This is a genomic window from Mesorhizobium jarvisii (genome assembly GCF_003601985.1).
Taxonomy (GTDB): Bacteria; Pseudomonadota; Alphaproteobacteria; order Rhizobiales; family Rhizobiaceae; genus Mesorhizobium; species Mesorhizobium jarvisii.
Genome location: NZ_QZXA01000002.1, coordinates 79,934 through 96,950, shown reverse-complemented (window position 1 = coordinate 96,950; position 17,017 = coordinate 79,934). Strand labels below are relative to the sequence as shown.

The window sequence follows — 17,017 nt, the reverse complement described above, 5'->3', positions numbered from 1 at the left end:
AGCGGTACGCGCGATAGCGACAGTCTTGACGCAAAATTGCTAGTGCGCCCAGATTTCGCCAAAATCTACTCAAGGCGATTAAACTGAGACATTGGCACGGGTTACGACAGCGCCAGTCCCGGCCATGGTGAGGGCCAGGCCCTCAATATTCCTTTTCGTAGAAGATGCCGCCCTTGGCCTCGCCGGCGTCCGTCGCCTCGCCGCGCAACTTGACGCCACGCCCGACGTTGAGGTCGATGGTGGCCTTGCCCGAACCGGGCTTGTCGCCCTTCTGGATGGTCACGTAGGTGCGGTCGTTCAGGTACTTGCCGGCCGAGACCGCCGTGCCGCCCTTGTCGTCGGTGGTGACGTCGAGATCGTCGACGCCGATGGCGCTACGCAGATTCTCAAGCAGCGACGTCGAGCCGCCGACACCGGCCAGTTGCCCGGCCGCTTCGGCCAGTTGCGCGATCTGCAGCGGCGACAGGTTCGACATGGACCGGCCGAAGATCAATTGCGCCAGCACCTCGTCCTCGGGCAGCGCCGGCACCGAGGAGAAGGTGAACTTAGGATTGGTCGCCTCGCCCGACACCACGATGGTGACGGTGGCGCTGGCGGTCGTCGTGGTCGCCGTCAGGTTGAGATAGGGCACCAGCGAGCCGGAGAAACCCACCGTTCCCTCGGTGAAGGTCAGCCGCTTGCCCAGGATTGACAGCCGGCCGCGCTGCAAGGTGAAGGTGCCGACCGCCTGTGGCGACGAGGCCGGCCCGGTCAGCTTGAGCGAGCCGCCGAATTCGGCATCGACGCCCCTGCCCTGGATGAAGATCTGGTTCGGCGCATTGACGGTGACGTCGAGCGCAAGCCCGCTACCGCCGCTCTTGCCCGACGTCGTTGGCGGCCGCAGCGCCTTGTCCTGCGCCCTGACGGCGGCGGGCGCGTTCTTGTGCTTGACGTCGAGCGCCGAGAGCGAGCCCGGCAATTTGTCCGGAACCGTGATGACGGTCTTGGCGAGATTGACGGTGCCGGCAATCACCGGTGCCGATACCAGCGGTCCCTTGATCGTCAGGTCGCCGCCGAGATTGGCGGTCACCACGCGTCCGTCCGTATAGCGCCCGTCGGTGAGCTTGATCGACAGGTCGGCCGGAAACCCTTGCGCCGGGTTGATGCCGACCGTGCCGCTGGCCGAAAGGCTGCCGCGCGTCGACAATGTTCCGGTCAGCCGGTTGATCCTGGCGACGCCGCCGCCGATCGAGACGTCGGCGGCGAGATCGTTGACGGCCAGGCCCGAGCGGGCATCGACCAGCCGCGCGCCCGATGTGCTGACGCTGCCGCCGATGACAGGCGACGTCGCCGGGCCACGCACCTGGACATTGACGGTGGCCGTTCCCGACAGCGACAAGCCCTGCGCGGCAAGCTTCTGGCTGAGCATGCCGAACGGCACGGCGCCATTGAAGTCGAGCACCAGCGCCGGCGTGCCCGCCGTCGTCACCGTGCCGCCGCCCTTGAGGCCAAGGCCGGCGCCATCGCCGACATTGGCGTTGAAGGTCAGCTTGTTGCCGGCAAAGGTACCGGAGGAGGACACGCTCACCGCGCCGACACCGGCGCCTCGGGTCTGCGACGTCTGCACGCCGGCCGCGTCTATAATGAAGGCTACGGAAGGGCTCGCCGGCGCGCCCGTCACCTTCACCGTGCCGGAAATCGAACCGGCGGCATCGAGCCCCGGCGAGAAACCGTTGGCGAGCGACATCGGCACCTTGGCCAGCGCCGCATTGATGTCGAGCGCCTGCCCGACCTTGCCGGTCACCGTCGCCGTGCCGCCGCCAAGGTTGAGCACCAGCCGGTCCAGCGTCGTCGTGCCGTTGGCGATGCTGACCGTCGAAGCCTGGGCGATGGCCGCCCTGATGCCCTGGACGGTCGCCTGGCCGGAAGCGAGTTCGATGGTGGTCGTGCCATTGGCCACCTTCACGCGGCCGGCGGCCTTGGCCGGAATGCCCTTGACCGTGGCGCCACCGGAAAAGCCGGTCCAGTCGCCGTCGCGCTTCAGGTCGACATCGATGCCGCTGATCACGGTGCCGCCCGATGTGACGGTGTCGGCGCGGATATTGCCCGAAATCACCGGTGCGGCGAGATAGTTGGCGATCAGCGCATCGATGGAAACCGCCTTCGCCTGGAGATCGCCGCGCGTGATCGAGGCGGTGGCCGCCTTGATGGCGACCTGAGGTGCGGCACCGTTCTTCGTGAAGGCGATCGTGCCACGCACGTCGCCCTCCGCCTTTTCCAGCGCCAGCGCGGCGAGCGGGCCGATATCGGGCAGGTCGAGCGAGATGGTGCCTTCGGGTACGAACTTGTCGTCCAGCGCCAGATCGCCGGAAATCCGATTCTTGCCGAGCGACAGGAGCAGGCCGTTGATGGCGCTTTTGCCATCCGACGTCGCCAGCACCGCGCTGCCCTGCAAGGCTTGTCCCGCGACATTGCCGGTCAGTTGCACGTTCGCGGCCGGGTTGGCGGCATCCGCCTTGCCGGTGGCGGTGAGCTTCAGTCCGGTGATCTCGCGCTCCGCCACCAAAAGCCGATCGCTGTTGACCGTCAGCGACAGATCGGGGGCGATGGCCGGGCCCTGTGCGTTCAGCGCAAACGCAATGGCGCCCTTGGCGTCCTTCGACAGCGGCGAGATATCGGCAAGGGCGCCGGTGATGTCGGCGGCCAGCTTGTTGTCGGCAAGGCTCGCCTGCCCCTGTGCGGTCAGTCCGCCCGAGACCAGCTTCAGCCCGTCGACATTGATGCTGCCGTTAGGATCGCGCTTCAGCGTGGCGCTGATCTGCGCACGCTCGCCAAGCATGCCGCGCGCCGCCGCCGGCAAAGCCGATGACGGGGCATCCGCACTCAGCTTGAGGTCGATGGCGCCATCGCGCAACGACACCTGCCCGGCGACCTGGCTGTTCAGCGCATCGCTCTTGAGCGAGCCGCTGTCGATGGCGACGCCGTCCGACGTCAGCCGGGCGTTCAGCGCGGCCGTCACCTTGCCGGCGATGAGCGGCGCTATGGCGGCATTGTCGAGACCGACCTTGTCCACCGACACCGTGCCGGAAACCGGTCCAGCGCGGTTCTTGAGATCGAACGCATCCGAGTGCAGTGCCAGGACAAGCCCGTCCACCTTCGCCGGGCTGGTGGTGACTGACGGCAGGATCGCGGAGACGTCAAGGCGGGCCTGCGTGCTCTCACCCGCCACCTTCGCCGACAAGGACCGGATCTCGAGCTTCACCGGGCTCTCGGCGCTTCCGACCGTCAGCGGCAGGCTCGGTCCCGACGATGTAAGGTCGAGGGCAAAATCGCTGGCGCCATTCGGATTGATGGTGCCGGAGGCCTCGCCGGAAATCTTGTCGCCGGACAGCGTCGCATGGTCGAGGACGACGCCGCCGGCCAGGGTGTAGACACCGGCCGCATCGACCGCAAGCGGCCCGAGCCCGGCCTGGCGGGTCTGGCTGGTTTCGGCGGCCTCAAGCTGCGCGTTGAACCGAACTTCGGGAGCGGATGGCAACCCGGTCACTTGCGCGGCGCCGCCGAGCGTGCCCGCCGCATCGAGCTCGGGGGCAAAGTCATTGGCCAGGGCCGCCGGCAGCGCGGAGAACTGTGCCGCGAGATCGAGCGTCTGGCCGGCGCTGCCCGACAGCGTCACCGAACCGCCGCCGACATCGAGCGCCAGCTTCTCGATGCTGGTCGTGCCGTTGGCGATGCTCAGCGTCGAGGGTGCAGCGATTGCCGCCTTGATGCCGCGAACCGTGGCTTCGCCCGAGGCGATCTCGACGCTGGTGGTGCCCTCAGCGATCTTGACTCGGCCGGCGGCGGTCGCCGGAATGCCCGCGATCGTGGCGCCGCCGGTGAAATTGGTCCACTCGCCGTCACGCTTCAGGTCGACGCCGATGCCGCTGATTTCGGTGGCGCCTGAGGTGACGCTGTCGGCCTTGATGGTGCCCGAGATCGCCGGCGCCTTGAGATAGTTGGCGATGAGCGCGTTGATGGCGATCGCCTTGGCCGTCACTTCGCCACGTGCGACCGACGTGCTTTTCGCATCGATGGTGACGGAGGGCGCGTCGCCGTCCTTGGCAAAGAGGATGGTGCCGTTGATGTCGCCGGTCACGGCCTGGCCGGCGAGTGCCGCCAGCTGATCGACTGCCGGTGCGGCGAGCGTCAGCGTGCCGAGCGGCATGAGCTTGTCATCGAGCGCCAGGTCGCCGGAAACCTTGTTGTCGCCGAGCGAGACCAGGAAACCGTTGATCGAGCGCTTGCCCTCGCTGGTCACCAGCGCCGCCCTGATATCGAGCGGCTGGTCATTGACCAACCCGGTCAGCGAAACATCGGCCGAGGGGCTTGTTATGTCGGCCTTGCCGCTTGCCGTCAGCTTGATCGCCTTCACCGTGCGGCCCGAGGCCGTCAGGCTGTCGCTGTCGGCGGAGATGGTGAAATCCGGCGCCGTCCTGGCGCCGCTTGCCGAAAGGGCGAAATTGACGCCGCCGGCCACTGGCACGCCGACCATCGGCGACAGCACCGAAACATCGCCTAGCGTGCCCTTGATGTCGGCCTGGATGTCGGTGCCTTGCGCGCTGGCGGTGCCGCTGGCGCTGAGCGAGCCGGAGGTCAACGAGATCGAATTGGCGGCAAAGGCCCCTTGCGGATCGCGCGTCGCGGCGGCCGAGAACTTCACCCGCTCGCCGAGCACGGAACTGATCTGCGGCGGCAAGGCGGTCGACACCGCATCGGCATTCATCTTGAGCTGCATCGACAGGTCGGCAAGCGCCACCGTCATGGTCAGCGAGGCGTTGAGCGCATCGGAGCGCAGCGTGCCCTGGTCGATGGCGATGGCGTCCTTGCTCAGCGATCCCGCCAGGTCGACATCGACCTTGCCGGTGACCAGCGGCGCCAGCGTCGCCACGTCGGTCTTCAGCCCGCCCGCCGTCAGCTTGACGGCGACCGGGCCGGCGCGGTTCGGGATGTCGAAGCCGTCGGAGTGGATCTGCGCCGAAATATCGTTGAGCTGGGTGCCGCCCGCCACCACTGAAGCCAACGAGGCACCGATGTCGACGATCGGCGCCTTGCCGTCGCCGAAGGCGCGGGCGGTGGCGTTCCTGATCGCAATGGTGATCGGTTGCGCCGCACTTCCAACAACGATCTGCACCGGCGCGCTTTTGGCCGCGATTTCGACCGACAGATCGCTGGCGCCGGCCGGATCGGCGATGCCGGTCGCGGAGCCATGGATGGCGTCGCTTTCGATACTAGCCCGATCGACGCTAATGCCGCCGGCCGATGTGGCGGTGCCCGCGACATCGAAGCTGGTCTTGCCCGTAAACAGCGGCCTCAGATTTTCCGGCAGGAAGGGCGCGAACTCGCCGTCGCCCTTGGCCTCGACGTGGTTGCCCTTGTCGGTGAGCTGATGACGGCCCGTCAGTTGCGTGACGATCTTACCGTCGACCATGAATGTGGCGATGCCATTCCAGTTGGCAAGCGGTCCCGTGCCCGAGACGGCTATTTCGACCGGCGGCGTATCGGTCAGCTTGAGCAGATTGGCGATGATGCCGCCGGCCGGCTCCGAGGCCTTGAGGTCGAGGTCGAGCCTGTTGTCTGCCGGTGCAAAGTGGATCTTGGCGTCGACATTGCCTTGCTTGCCGTCATGGCGGGTGACGTTGAGCACCGTCTCGACCGCCAGCGGCGCCGCGTCGGCCTTGAGCATCCCCTTGGCGGCGAGTTCGGCGATGCCGCTGCCGGCCAGTTGCTGGCCAAGCGCGATTTCCGGCAGGTGGATCTGCCTGATGTCGATGGAAACCGGCAGCGTCGTCGTGCCGCCCTGCGCCGGCGGCTGTGTGCCCGCCACCGGCAGGCGTGCCAGTTCGATGCGCTCGGCGGCTATGCGGTCGGCGCTGAAGCTTTTCGACAAAAGCGCAAACGGTGACCAGTCGACGGCAACCTTGCGCGCCACCAGCCAGGCGCCCTGGCGGTCTTCCAGCACCACATGGTCGACGCTGAGCGCGCCAGACCAGATGCCGTCAATGCCGCTGACCGTGATCTTGCGGTCGTCGTTCGAAGCCAGTCGCGAAATGATGCCGGCGAGATTGTCGCGTCCGCGCTCTGTCTTGGTCAGGACAACGAGCGCGCCGATGGCGCCCGCGACCACGATCAGCAGCGTGTAGAGGACAATGCGAAGGATGCGCCACACCGTCTTCATGTCAGAACGCCTGCCCGATGCCTGCGTAGATGCCGAAATGCGGATCGCTGGGATCGCGGTTGAGCGGCACGGCCGCATCGATGCGCAGCGGGCCGAACGGCGTGACGTAGCGCAGGCCGACACCGGCGCCGACCTTGACGTCGGAGAAGTTGGGCACCGACTTGGTCGACACCGTGCCGGCATCGACGAACGGCACGATACCGATCGTGTCGGTGACCGCGATGCGCATTTCGACCGAGGTCTCGAAGAAGGACAGGCCGCCGATCGGCTGGCCGGTGAAGTCTTTCGGGCCGATGCCCTGATAGGCATAGCCACGCACCGAACCGCCACCGCCGGAGTAGAAGCGCCGGTCGGCCGGAACGTTCTGCAGCCCGGTCCCGACGATCGATCCGATGGCGACACGCTCGGCCAGCACGAATTTCGACGCCGTATCCAGCGACTGATAGGCCGATCCCTCGCCCTTCAGCTTGAGGAAGGCGGCACCGCTCAATATGTCGTAGCTCGGCTCGGCATAGGCCAGCACCCGGAAGCCCCTGGTCGGGTTCAGCCTGCTATCCCTGTTGTCGTAGACATATTGCAGGGGAACGCTGGCGATGAGGTAGGTGTGCTTGCCGAACGCATCCGTGATCCTGGAATAGTCGAGCGCCACTTCCGCCGAGACCGTCTGCTTCTTGTCGAGTTCGTAGGACAGGCCGGTGCTGCCCTTGACCGAGAAATGGTCATACGCATCCGGATGCTCGAGCACCGTCTTGAAGCTGGCAAAGAACTTCGACGCCGGCCCGATCACGCCGGGTTTCTCGAACATGATACCGGCATTGTAGTTCAGATCGGACAGATTGTTGCTGCCGATGCCGCTGATGGCGCCATCAATGCGCAGCTTTTCGGCGTGACCAAACAGGTTGCGGTGTCCCCAATAGCCTTCCAGGCCCAGCCCTTCCGTGTTCGAGAAGGTGCCGCCCAGGCCGAAATAGCGCGGCTTGCGCTCGCTGACCTGGACGCCGATCGGAATGTTGCCGTCGGCGTCGAGCTTGTCGGCTTCCTTGAAGGTGACGCTGTTGAAGACCTCCAGCGCCAGCAGCCGGTCGCGCGCGTCGCTGATCTCCTGCGGCGAGTACTGTTTGCCACGCTTCAGCCCGGTCATGTATTCGGTGAAGTCGCGATCGACCTTCTCGGTACCCTCCACCGTGGTCGCGCCATAGCCGGCGACCGGCCCGGCCGCGACCGTCAGTGTCACGTCCAGCGTCGAGGTGGTATGGTCGGCGACAATCTGCCGGTCGGTCACCTTGGCCAGCGGCCTGCCCTGCTCCTTCAGCGTCCGCACGATCAGCGCCTCGGCCTTGAGCACGGCGCCGGATCCGGCGTCACCGCCGGATATCAAGCCGTAATCGGCGCTCATCAAGCCCGCCGCGTCGCCCTCCAGCCTGATATCGCCAAGCGTGAATTTCGGGCCGGCGGCGATATTGATCGCCACCGGAATGGGCTGCGGCCCCTTGAATTCTGCATCCGGCGGCAGTTCGTCGAGCGGCTTGCCGTCGATGGTGATGGTGACCACGCCTTCGTAGCGGGCATCGGCGTAAAGGGCGGCAACCAGTTGTTCACGGTCGCTGCGCGCCTTGGCCATCAGCCCGAGCGAACCGGAAACCGGCCGATCCTCGTCGCCCTTCAGCGCCGAGGCGTTTTCGAGCTTCTTGACCAGATCCTTGTCGGCATCGGGCGCGGTGATGGTCACGGCATAGCGCAGGGGATCGACGATATCGGCGTCCTGATCTTTGGACGATCCCCACAACTTGATGCCGAAAAGCTCGAACGCGGCCGCAGGACTTGATTCGGCGGCCAGCACGCTCGCGCACATCATGGCCAAAAGCAGGGCGCGCGGAAGCACGCGCCCTGGCGCGGTCCCTCCTGACATCTGCTCTTCATGCGCCGGCATTAAGACAACCTAGGTTACAAAACTAAAATTGGAATGAAGTTCTGAAGCGCTCGTAAAGGGGCCACAATCCAATTGTCTGAAATAGGACGGGCTTGGAATTCACACCTTTTGCGTCGCCGCAAGAATGCGTGATCCCCTGTCCTATGGTGGTACTACCGGTCATCGGCCGGAAAGGAAACCGTTGGCAGGCGGAACCCTGCCGCGTCCTGCGTTGACAAGCTTGACTGAAGCTTGAACATGCCTGGACGTCTGCAATTGTCTGGAGGGTGTTATGGCAATGCGCGCGGCTCGTGGTCTGTCGATCCTGATCCTTCTCTTCTTCGCCTGGGCCAATGTCTTGGACTGGAATGGTGTCGCGCAAGCGGCCGAGGCCCGGCGAATCGCAACGACGGACAATTCCGACTATTTCGGCTTTGATCTCAGATCCGACCAGAATGTCACCCTCGACCAGTGCAAGACGACATGCCTTGGCGATCGGGCCTGCCGCGCCTTCACCTACAACACCAAGGCCAAATGGTGCTTTCTCAAATCCGACTACAACCAAATCAAACCGTTCAACGGCGCGGTCGCCGGCAAGGTCGTCAACATTGACGGCGATCCCGATATCGGCGCGCCGCCGGAACTGACCTTCTTCCCCAACTGGATGGCCGACCAGGCCCAGCAATACCGCAACAGGCTGCTTGGCCCGGCCTTCGACAAGCCGACCGAAGGCATGGCCGCCCTGATCAACTCGGCCGAACAGGCCATGCTGACCGGCGACCATCGCTCCGCCATGCAGAAATACGAGGCTGCGGTCTCGGTGATGCCCGATGATGGCCAGCTCTGGCTCAATCTGGCGCGTGAAACGCTGGCCGTGCAGCCCGCCGCCAACACCTCCGAAGCCTCGACCTTGCCGATGAACGCCACTTCGGCCGCCTTCAACGCCTACAAGCTCTTGCGCACCACCAAGACCCGCGCGGACGTGCTGGCGCTGCTTGGCGCCGGCCTCGACAAGCGCGATCTCTACCGCCCGGCCCTGCAGGCCTATGAGGCGAGCCTTGCGCTCGTGACGTCGCCGGCCGTGCAGGCCGACTATGCCGATCTCAAGGCCCGCAAGGGTTTCCGTGTCGTCGACCACAGCGTCGATGCCGACACCAGCGCGCCCCGCATCTGCGCGCAATTCTCCGAGGAACTGGTCAAGACCGGCGTCGACTACGCGCAGTTCGTCACCGTCGATAATGCGCCGCCGAAGGGCGTCGAGGCCAAGGACAAGCAGATCTGCGTCGAAGGCCTCGAACACGGCCAGCATTATGATGTCACCTTCCGCGCCGGCCTGCCGGCGGCCATCGGCGAAGTGACCGCCGCTCCCGTGGTGCTGTCGATCTATGTGCAGGACCGCGCCCCTTCCGCCCGCTTCACCGGTGACAGTTTCGTGCTGCCGTCCGGCGCGCGCCGCGGCATTCCGGTCGTCACCGTCAACATGAACGCCGCCGAGATGAAGCTCTACCGCATCGGCGATCGTTCGCTGGCGCAGCTTCTGTCGGGCTACCAGTTTCTGCACCAGCTCGACGGCTATGATATTTCCAACATTTCCGAGCAGATGGGCGCCCCGGTCTGGCAGGGCAAGCTCGACATCGTCAACGACCTCAACAAGGAGGTCACCACCTCCTTCCCGGTCGACGAAGCGCTGCCGCAGCGCAAGCCCGGCGTCTATGTGCTGACCGCACAGGCCGTCGACGGCAAAGGCGACGACTACAATTCGTTGGCCACGCAGTGGTTCGTCGTCTCCGACATCGGCCTGTCGACCTATACCGGCCAGGACGGGCTCAATGTCTTTGCCCGTTCGCTGGGCTCGGCCAAGCCGATCGCCGGCGCCGAACTGACGCTGGTTGCCAGGAACAACGAGGTTCTCGGCACCGCGACATCGGATGCCGACGGCCATGCCGTCTTCAATCCCGGCCTGACGCGCGGCGACGGCGGCATGGTGCCGGCCGTGCTGATGGCCAAACAGGGCGACAATGATTTCGTCTTCCTCGACATGTCCAAGGCCGGCTTCGATCTGTCGGACCGCGGCGTCACCGGGCGCGCGGCGCCCGGCGCGCTCGACGTCTATGCCTGGACCGAGCGTGGCATCTACCGCGCCGGCGAGGATGTCCATGTCGCGGCCCTTGCCCGCGATGGCGCCGCCAAGGCGGTCGAGAACCTGCCGCTGACCTTCATCTTCTCGCGTCCCGACGGCGTCGAGGACCGCCGCATCGTCAGTGACGGCGCTTCGGCCGGCGGCCATGCCGTCGACCTGCCGCTAGAACCCAATGCCATGCGCGGCACCTGGTCGGTGTCGATCTACACCGACCCGAAGCAGCCGGCGGTCGCCAGCCAGATGTTCCTGGTCGAGGATTTCGTGCCGGATCGCATCGAATTCGACATGAAGGCCGACAAGCAGGAGATCGAGCGCGGCGAAACCGCCAACATCAACATTGACGGCCGCTTCCTCTATGGCGCGCCGGCGGCGGGCCTGGCGCTGGAAGGCGAGCTGACGCTGTCGACGGCGCGCGACTGGGACCGCTTCCCCAACTTCTCCTTCGGCCTCGCCGATGAGCAGTCGGCTGAGCCCACGGTCACGCCGCTGACCAACCTGCCGGTGGTTGGCGATGACGGCAAGGCGACCTTCCCTGTTACCGTCGACCAGTTGCCCTCGACCACCAAGCTGGTCGACGGCAAGGTGACGGTGCGCATGCGCGAAACCGGCGGCCGCGCCATCGAGCGCTCGCTCAACATCGGTATCCGCCCGCAAGGCCATATGATCGGCATCCGTCCGGACTTCGCCGATGATGAGGTGCCGCAGGGCGGCACGGCCAAGTTCAGCCTGATCGCGGTCGATCCGGCCGGCAAGCGCGAGGCGCTGAAAGGCGCGCAGTGGACGCTGGTCAAGGTCGAACGCAATTACCAATGGTACCGCTCCAACAATTCGTGGAGCTACGAGCCGGTGACCTTCACCAAATCGATCGCCAATGGCCAGATCGACCTCGGCGCCGATGGCGACGCCACCGTTTCCGTGCCGGTCGATTGGGGCCAGTACCGGCTCGAGGTCGAGACCTCGGACCCCGAGGGTCCCGCGACCAGTTATGAGTTCGACGCCGGCTGGTATGTCGCCTCGACCACCACCGAAACGCCTGACGGCCTCGAAATCGCTCTCGACAAGGACAATTATGCCGCGGGCGAAGTGGCCAAGCTGAAGGTCTCGCCGCATTTTGCCGGCGAACTTCTGATCAATATCGGATCCGACAAGCTGTTGAAGACCATCACGGCCACCGTGCCAGCCGGCGGCAGCACCGTCGACATTCCCGTCGGTGACGACTGGGGCGCCGGCGCCTATGTCACGGCAACCCTGTTCCGGCCGGGCGATGCGCAGGAGACGCGCATGCCGGCCCGCGCCATCGGCGTGAAATGGCTGACGGTCGATCCGGGCGCCAAGAAGCTCGCGGTCACGCTGACGCCGCCGGACAAGACCATGCCGCGCCAGCAGCTGTCGATCCCGGTTTCCGTGGCCGGCGTGCAGCCAGGGACCAACGCCTATGTCATGGTCGCCGCCGTCGATGTCGGCATCCTCAACCTGACCAACTACAAGGCGCCGGACCCGGAGAACTGGTTCTTCGGTCAGCGCATGCTGGGCATGGAGATCCGTGACATTTATGGCCGCCTGATCGACGGTTCGCTCGGCACCACCGGCAAGCTCAGGACCGGCGGTGACGGCGCCAACATGCAGGCGCAAGGCAGCCCGCCCACCGAAAAGCTGGTCGCCTTCTTCTCCGGCCCGGTCCAGCTCGACGCCGACGGCAAGGCACGGATCGACTTCGACATCCCGCAGTTCAACGGCACCGTGCGCGTCATGGCCGTCGCCTGGACCAAGGAAGCGGTCGGCCATGCCACGTCGGATGTCATCGTGCGCGATCCGGTGGTCATCACCGCCGGCCTGCCGCGCTTCCTGGCGCCCGGCGACAATGCCGTCATGCGGCTTGACGTGGCCGACACCGACGGCCCGGCCGGCGACTATGCCTTCTCGATCGACACGACAGGCGACCTGTCGACGGGCGACAAGCCCTTGCCCCAGAAGCTGACGCTCGCCCAGGGCAAGCGCCAGACGCTGACCGTGCCGCTGATCGCCAAGACGCCGGGTAATGCCTCGCTCACCATCAAGCTGGCGCACGCCGACGGCACCAAGGTCGAGCAGACGCTCTACGTGCCCGCGCGCCCGGCGCAATTGCCGGTCACCACGCGCCTTGTGGTCGACCTCAAGGGCAATGGCGGCGCGCTGCGCGTCGACAAGGAACTGCTGGCGGCAAGCCTGCTTGAGGGTGCTTCCGTCAGCGTCGGCGTTTCGCAGGCGGCTGCCTTCGACGTGCCCTCGCTGCTGATGACGCTCGATCGCTACCCCTATGGTTGCGCCGAGCAGACCACCAGCCGCGCCATGCCGCTCCTCTATGTCAACGAGATGGCCTCCGGCATCGGCATGGAAAGCGACCCCGACCTGCATGGCCGTATCCAGGATGCCATCTACAAGGTTCTGAGCTACCAGTCCTCGAGCGGCAGCTTCGGCCTGTGGGGTCCGGGCTCCGGCGATCTGTGGCTCGACGCCTATGTCAGCGAGTTCCTGACCCGGGCACGCGAGCAGAAATACGACGTTCCGGCGCAGGCCATGAACCAGGCGCTGAGCAATCTGCAGAACTCGCTCGGCTACGACCAGAGCGTACAGGACCGCGGCAGCGAGATCGCCTACGCCCTCTACGTCCTGGCCCGCAACAAGAAGGCCTCGATCGGCGACCTGCGCTACTATGCCGACACCCAGCTCGAAGCCTTCTCGAGCCCGATGGCCGTTGCCCAGCTTGCGGCGAGCCTTGCGCTCTACGGCGACACCCAGCGCTCGGAGGCGACGTTCAAGACCGCGCTGCAGCTCGCCAAATCGAGCACCGACTACGACTGGTACCGCTCCGACTACGGTTCGGCGCTGCGTGACGGCGCGGCGATGCTGTCGCTGGCGGCGGAATCGAAGCCGGTGTCGTCGGTCGTGCCGGAGCTGATCAAGCTGGTGACACGGCAACGCGCCGAAGCGCGCTGGACCAGCACCCAGGACGATTCCTGGATGCTGCTGGCGGCCCGCGCGCTGAAAGAAGGCAATGACTCGATTGCGCTCTCCGTCAATGGCGCGCCGCATTCGGGCGGCTATTCCAACCAGGTCAACGGCTCCGAACTGGTCGACAGCCCGCTCGAAATCGCCAACACCGGCAAGACCCCGCTGCAGGCCGTCGTCACCACCGTGGCGTCGCCGATCCAGCCCCTGCCGGCCGGCGGTGACGGCTTCACCATCAGCCGCACCTACTACAAGCTCGACGGCACCGAAGCCAATGTGACGGAGGCAACCCAGAACGAACGCTATGTCGTCGTGCTCAAGGTCACCGAGCAGAACAGCTGGCCGTCGCGCCTGCTGGTCACCGACCTGTTGCCGGCCGGCTTCGAGATCGACAATCCCGGCCTGGTCTCCAGCGCCCAGTTGACGAACTTCTCCTGGCTGGCGCAGACCGACGCCGCTCATCTCGAATTCCGCGACGACCGTTTCGTCGCGGCGTTCAACCCGGCCGACGGCGATCACGACCACAATCTGACGCTCGCCTATGTCGTGCGCGCCGTGACGCCGGGCACCTACGCCCATCCGGCGGCGACGGTGGAAGACATGTACCGGCCGCAATATTCGGCCCGCACCGCCACCGGCATGATGGAGATCAAGGCACCTTAAGGCGCCTGTGGTGGCGATCATGCAAATGGCGATGGCGATCATCACAGCTTCCTTCTCCCCGTCACTATACGGGGAGAAGGTGGCAGCAGCCGGATGAGGGGCGGCGCCATGCTTTCAAGAAAGTTCCTCCGCCGCGCCGCCATAACGGCAGCTTCCTGCGCCGGCATCCTCGCGCTATCGGTCGCCACCCTGTGGGAACTCGACCGCGCCTTCCCGCCACCCTTGCCGGCTGAGCTCACGGTCTCGACCGAAGTCCAGGACCGCGATGGCCAGCTGTTGCGCGCCTTCGCCACGCCGGACGGCTACTGGCGGCTCGAAACCCGGCTCGACCAGGTCGACAAGCAGTTCGTCGACATGCTGGTCACCTATGAGGACAAGCGCTTCTGGGACCATCAGGGCGTCGACGTTCTGGCGCTTGGCCGCGCCGCCGGCCAGCTCATCACCAGCGGCCACATCGTCTCCGGCGGATCGACGCTTTCGATGCAGCTCGCCCGCCTGATCGAGCCGCGCGAAAGCCGCAGCCTCGGCTCCAAGATCAAGCAGATGCTGCGCGCCATCCAGATCGAGCGGCGGCTGTCCAAGCGCGAGATCCTCGAACGCTATCTGACGCTGGCGCCCTATGGCGGCAACCTCGAAGGCGTGCGCGCCGCTTCGCTTGCCTATTTCGGCAAGGAGCCGAAGCGGCTCACCGTCTCCGAAGCCGCCCTGCTCGTCGCCTTGCCCCAATTGCCGGAGAAGCGCCGGCCCGACCGCAACTTGGCAATCGCCCACGCCGCCCGTGACCGTGTGCTGACCCGCATGGTCTCGTCGGGCCTGATCGGCGAACGCGAGGCCGCGCGCGCCGCGCTTGACGACGTGTCGGGCCTACGCCGCACCTTGCCGGCGCTTGCCCCGCACGCCGCCTATGCGATGCTGCCCAGGGCCGTCCCCGGCCAGCCGCTCAAACTCACGATCCGCAAAAGCGTCCAGGAAGGACTGGAACAGGTGGCGCGCGACGCCGCGACCAAGCTTGGACCGCGTCTGTCCGTCGCCATGGTGCTGGCCGATTCACGCACCGGCGAGATTCTCGGCGAAGTCGGCTCGGCCAATTTCTTCGATGCCAGCCGTTCCGGCTGGATCGACATGACCAAGATCGTGCGCTCGCCCGGCTCGACGCTGAAGCCGTTCATCTACGGGCTCGCCTTCGAACAGGGACTGGTGGCGCAGGAAACGCTGATCGAGGACAGCCCGGTCGATTTCGGCGGCTACCGGCCCAAGAATTTCGACATGGGTTATCAGGGCGATGTCAGCGTCCGCCAGGCGCTGCAATTGTCGCTCAACGTGCCGGCGATCCGCGTGCTCGACGCGGTCGGTCCGGCGCGGCTGACCGCGCGCTTCCGCCAAGCCGGCGTCAACCCTATCCTGCCGATCAACGAGGCGCCGGGCCTGGCCATCGGCCTCGGCGGCGTCGGCGTCACGCTGCGCGACCTGGTCCAGCTCTATACGGGGCTCGCCAATGGCGGCAAGACGCACACGCTGCATGACGGCACCGAGCCGGCCAATGCCGAGCGCACCACCGCCACCATCCTCAACGATCAGGCGAACTGGCAGATCATCGACATCTTGTCGGGGGTCAAGCCACCCGAAGGCGCCTTGCAGCGCGGCATCGCCTACAAGACCGGCACCTCCTACGGCTACCGCGACGCCTGGTCGGTCGGCTTCGACGGCCGCTATGTACTGGGTGTCTGGGTCGGGCGTCCCGATGCCAGCGCCGTGCCGGGCCTTTCCGGCTACGTCTCGGCCGCCCCCATCCTGTTCGAGGGCTTTGTCCGCTCGGGCCTTGCCACCGTGCCGCTGCCGAGCAAGCCGCCCGGCGCCTTCACCCCCAAGCGCGAGGACCTGCCGGTGACGCTTGCCCGCTTCGGCGCCGGCGCCGATGGCCTGGTGCAGGCGACGCCGACCGAGCCCGCGCCGACAATCATCTTCCCGCCGGACGGCGCCCGCGTCGACCTCGCCACGAATTCCGCCGACGCCACGCCGCTGGTGCTCAAACTGCAAGGCGGCCGTGCGCCGTTCCGCTGGCTTGCGAACGGCAAACCGCTGGTTGGCCTCGACCGCCGCCGTACCGCGACCTGGCAACCGGACGGCGCCGGCTATTCGACGCTGACCGTGATCGACGCGGCCGGGCGAGCGGCCAGCGTGAAAGTGTTCGTTGAATAGAGTGCGCCAGGCGATTCTGCGCGTTGGCTTTTTCGCGCTGACGGTTGTCGCTCCCGTTCTGCCGGCACTTGCCGACCCCCTGCCCGCCGGCTTCGTCCGCCTCGCCGATATCGCCCCGTCGATCTATCAGGACATCCGCTACGCCGGATCGGACAATTTCCTCCACCGCAAGGTGACCGGCTACGATGCACCTGTCTGCATTCTCACCTTGCAGGCGGCGCAAGCTCTTGCCAGCGTCCAGCAGGCCATCGCCGCGAAAGGCCTGACGCTGGTGGTCTTCGACTGCTACCGCCCTGCCCGTGCCGTCGCCGACATGGGCGACTGGACGCGACAAGGCGGGCCGCCCGATCCGCGATGGTATCCCGGGGTTCGGCGTGGCGACCTCATCGCCAAAGGTTATGTCGGCGAACTGTCGACCCATTCGCGCGGTTCGACCGTCGATGTCGCGATCGCGCGGGCCGACGGCCCATCCGTCGCCAAATCCGCTTGCGGCGCCATCGATGCCGATACGCTCGATTTCGGCAGCGGTTTCGACTGTTTCGACCCGATGAGCGAGACGGCGCATCGCCCGCTCGGCAATGAAGCGACAGCAAACCGCAGGCTGCTCGTCGAGGCCATGCGTGCCGGCAGCTTCAAGAACTACGCGCGCGAATGGTGGCACTATACACTCCGGCATGAGCCCTTTCCCACCCAGCGCTTCGATTTCCCGGTGAGCGCCGAGTGATTTGCCGGACCAGCGCGCCTTGCCTCGGCACCGCGCATCCCTAGATAGAACCTCGAATCCGCGCCGAGCGCCGGCGAGGAAAATATTTCCCCATGCGACCGAAGATCGTCGAAGATTTTCTTCAGGAGGACAAAAAAGGCAACATTGGATGCATCTAATTTCTATCAATTCGCTAGATTTGGCGCGGGTTCAACGGAG

General features: G+C 65.9%; 5 protein-coding genes. 3 read left to right on the top strand and 2 right to left on the bottom strand.

From position 1 onward, the window contains the following. Positions 1–142: 142 nt before the first annotated feature. Entirely contained in the window at positions 143–6,196 is a 6,054-nt protein-coding gene (locus D3242_RS04255) for a translocation/assembly module TamB domain-containing protein (protein ID WP_064983739.1), read from the bottom strand. 1 nt (position 6,197) lies between these two features. Continuing rightward, positions 6,198–8,126 (bottom strand): autotransporter assembly complex protein TamA, encoded by a 1,929-nt coding sequence (locus D3242_RS04250; RefSeq protein ID WP_064983738.1) that lies wholly within the window; start codon positions 8,124–8,126, stop codon positions 6,198–6,200. Positions 8,127–8,397: 271 nt separating this feature from the next. Here D3242_RS04250 and D3242_RS04245 point away from each other — a divergent pair, with 271 nt between their 5' ends. The 3 genes from D3242_RS04245 to D3242_RS04235 all read left to right on the top strand — a co-directional run bounded on the left by D3242_RS04245 (position 8,398) and on the right by D3242_RS04235 (position 16,819). After that, positions 8,398–13,896: an alpha-2-macroglobulin family protein gene (locus D3242_RS04245; protein WP_064983736.1), complete on the top strand. Its 5,499-nt coding sequence runs from the start codon at positions 8,398–8,400 to the stop codon at positions 13,894–13,896. Positions 13,897–14,004: 108 nt separating this feature from the next. Continuing rightward, the gene (gene pbpC / locus D3242_RS04240; protein WP_019859190.1) at positions 14,005–16,095 is read left to right on the top strand and encodes a penicillin-binding protein 1C; all 2,091 of its coding nucleotides are present in this window, start codon (positions 14,005–14,007) and stop codon (positions 16,093–16,095) included. After that, entirely contained in the window at positions 16,088–16,819 is a 732-nt protein-coding gene (locus D3242_RS04235) for a M15 family metallopeptidase (RefSeq protein WP_019859191.1), read from the top strand. The genes pbpC and D3242_RS04235 overlap by 8 nt, the downstream gene beginning before the upstream one ends. Positions 16,820–17,017: the final 198 nt, after the last annotated feature.